Source organism: Limnofasciculus baicalensis BBK-W-15, from assembly GCF_024178385.1.
GTDB classification, from domain to species: domain Bacteria; phylum Cyanobacteriota; class Cyanobacteriia; order Cyanobacteriales; family Coleofasciculaceae; genus Limnofasciculus; species Limnofasciculus baicalensis.
In genome coordinates this window covers 1-2,485 of sequence record NZ_JAMZMM010000596.1, presented here as the reverse complement: position 1 = coordinate 2,485, position 2,485 = coordinate 1, and the positions used below count along the sequence as shown (strand labels likewise).

The window sequence follows — 2,485 nt, the reverse complement described above, 5'->3', positions numbered from 1 at the left end:
GTAGGGAGTGGGGAATGACAAACAACCAATAACCAACAACAAACAACCAACAACCAACTATGAAAATATATCTTTATCTCAAACACTTCCCACCTGATGGTAATAACTTAATTGATGGTCCGAGCAAAAGCACACACGGATTTGCATCAGGCTTAGTCGCCTGTGGAGAAGAAGTAACCATACTCTGTGAAAGGCAGACACCAAGTTCATTTCAAACTAATACCGGATACAAAATAGAATGCTTTGCCAATCCTCACGAAAAACTGACATTTAAAATTGCTGACAGTTTAAAACAATACATTAGTGACAAAATAGAAAAAACTAGTATAGTAATTATCAACGGACTATTTCATCCCGGTGTTTATTCGGTATCGCGTATTCTCAAAAAATATTCAATACCTTATATAATGTCCCCCCGTAGCGTCTACCATCCCTCATTATTCTGGAAAAATCCCCATATAAAATGGCCTTACTGGTATCTATTTGAAAAAAAGATGCTAAAACAAGCTAAAGCCCTTCAATTACAGGATAGTCGTCAAGCCCAGTGGTTGAAGCCTTTGGGAGTTGAAACTCCAGTCATAGAAGTGCCCAATGGCTTTTTCACCGAAGATATGCCATCAGAATCTTCATTAAAGTGGCATCAAAATGAGACACCAAAACTGTTCTTTTTTGGTAGGATAGACGCTAATCATAAAGGATTAGATCTCTTGTTTGATGCCTTGGCACAAATGGATGAGAGAGAAAATACTAAATTAGTGCTTCAAGGATCAGATGGAGGAGATAGAATTAATTTAGAACAGAAAGCTAAAGAACTTTCAATATCGGAAAAAGTTTCTTTTCTTGAACCAGACTATCATAACTCAGCCTCATCTATTATCGCAAAATATGATATCTTTTGCCTCCCTTCACGGTTTGAGGGATTTGCCAACTCAGGTTTGGAAGCAATGGCAGCGGGTAGGGTATTATTAGTTTCAGAAACTAGTGGAAATGCGCCACATGTTCAGGCAAGTGGTTGTGGTGTAGTGGTTAAGCCAGAAGTATCCTCTATTAAAGAAGGTTTAATAGAACTTATTCAACGTCGTTCAGAATGGCAAAAAATGGGTTTAAAAGGACGAAAATATGTTATAGAATATTTGAATTGGCATAATATTGCAGCTACTACACTAAAACATTATCAGGTGCTATATCGATGAAAGTTCTTCTATCTGCCTATGCCTGTGAGCCTGGTTTGGGATCTGAGCCTGGAGTAGGCTGGAGTATGGCAACTGCGATCGCAAAATATCAAGAAGTCTGGGTATTAACTCGCATTGCCCACCGCCCAGGTATTGAGGCAGAAATAGCCCGCAATCCCATCCCCAACTTAAAGTTTATTTACTTCGATCCCTTTAACTGGACTAATGATTGGCGCTCCAAACAAACCGGAGTTCAATTCCATTATTATTTATGGCAGATTCAAGCGTATTTTGAGGCAGTAAAACTCAAACAGGAAATTAACTTCGATCTAGTTCACCATGTCACTTATGTTAAGTATTGGGGACCGAGTTTCCTGTCACTTTTACCAGTACCATTCCTTTGGGGACCAGTTGGTGGTGGGGAGGATGCCCCAAGATCCTTCTGGCAAGATTTTAGTCCCCGTGGCAAAGTTTATGAACTATTAAGAGATTTAGCCCATTGGGTGGGAGAAAAAGATCCATTTGTCCAGTTAACTGCTAGGCGTTGTGTTTTGGCTTTGGCAACCACTAAAGATACAGCAGAAAAATTATACCTTCTCGGAGTTAGCAAAGTTACTATTTGCAGTGAATCGGGGCTAACTATTGAAGAAATAGAATCTTTGGGAAACTTTCCTCTACCCAGTTTGACACCCATCAGGTTTATCAGTATGGGGCGACTTTTACATTGGAAAGGCTTTCACTTGGGTTTGCGAGCCTTCGCGAAAGCTAAACTGGAAAATGCAGAATACTGGATTCTCGGAGATGGTCCAGAAGAGCAGCGCCTTGAGGAACTTGCCCAGGAATTAGGGATTGCCCATCAAGTTACATTATGGGGACGTTTGCCACGGAAAGAAAGCCTGTCTAAGCTAAAAGATTGTCATGTACTGGTTCATCCTAGCCTCCATGACTCTGGAGGTTGGGTATGCTTAGAGGCAATGGCGGCAGGAAGACCAATACTATGTTTAGATTTAGGAGGACCAGCTACTCAGGTTACTGAAGAAACAGGCTTTAAAATTACTGGTGGCAATCCCGATAAAGCAGTAGAAGATTTAGCCAAGGCGATGATTCGTTTAGCCAATGAGCCAGAATTACTGATAAATTTAGGTAAGGGAGGGCAGAAAAGGGTAAAAGAAGTCTATGATTGGCAGGAAAAGGGCAAGTTTTTTGACCAACTCTATCAAGAAATTGTTGCTCTTCGATCAGACAAGACAAAGATCGAGTGACATCCTCCCGCCACTGACCTGAGTACAGGTACAGTGGTTGCTCTCCAAGAA

2 protein-coding genes are annotated in these 2,485 nt (G+C 40.9%); both read left to right on the top strand.

Annotation, left to right across the window (positions count from 1 at the left end; all coding sequences use genetic code 11):
• Positions 1-59: 59 nt before the first annotated feature.
• Positions 60-1,193, top strand: coding sequence for a glycosyltransferase (locus NJ959_RS28530; protein WP_254015141.1), 1,134 nt, complete (start codon positions 60-62; stop codon positions 1,191-1,193).
• Complete coding sequence (locus NJ959_RS28525; protein ID WP_254015140.1) at positions 1,190-2,434, top strand: glycosyltransferase family 4 protein; 1,245 nt, start codon at positions 1,190-1,192, stop codon at positions 2,432-2,434. The genes NJ959_RS28530 and NJ959_RS28525 overlap by 4 nt, the downstream gene beginning before the upstream one ends.
• Positions 2,435-2,485 lie beyond the last annotated feature (51 nt).

What these genes read in the sequence shown, in the direction of transcription:
- NJ959_RS28530 (WP_254015141.1), top strand. Translation starts at nt 60, where the DNA reads ATGAAAATATATCTTTATCTCAAACACTTCCCACCTGATGGTAATAAC.
- NJ959_RS28525 (WP_254015140.1), top strand. Translation starts at nt 1,190, where the DNA reads ATGAAAGTTCTTCTATCTGCCTATGCCTGTGAGCCTGGTTTGGGATCT.